Annotated in this window: 1 protein-coding gene; it reads right to left on the minus strand. The window is 64.4% G+C overall.

Annotation, left to right across the window (positions count from 1 at the left end; genetic code table 11):
• On the minus strand, nucleotides 1–282 hold a 282-nt coding region (locus EN804_RS36525), incomplete at its 3' end, for a helix-turn-helix domain-containing protein (protein ID WP_281407941.1).
• Between the last annotated feature and the right edge of the window lie 7 nt (nucleotides 283–289).

Consider the following 289-nt stretch of genomic DNA (forward strand, 5'->3'; position numbering starts at 1 on the left):
CAACGTTGCGGGATGCAGCGATAGATCGCCGGTTCGCCCAAACCGCTCCCGATAAACCGATGGCGGTACGCCCACCACGCTGCGAAACGCCACACGAAAGCTCTCCACCGAACGATAGCCGCAGCGTTGGGCGATCTGCTCGGTGTGTTGGTGGGTGCTCTCCAGTAGTTCTCGCGGCCGCGCCAGGCGTTCATGCTGCAGCCACGCCTTGGGCGATTGGCCGCTGGCTTCGGTGAAGCGCCGCAGAAAGGTGCGCTCGCTCATTGCCGCTTCACTGGCCAGATCGCGC

The organism is Mesorhizobium sp. M8A.F.Ca.ET.161.01.1.1, from assembly GCF_004792105.1.
GTDB lineage: Bacteria > Pseudomonadota > Alphaproteobacteria > Rhizobiales > Rhizobiaceae > Mesorhizobium.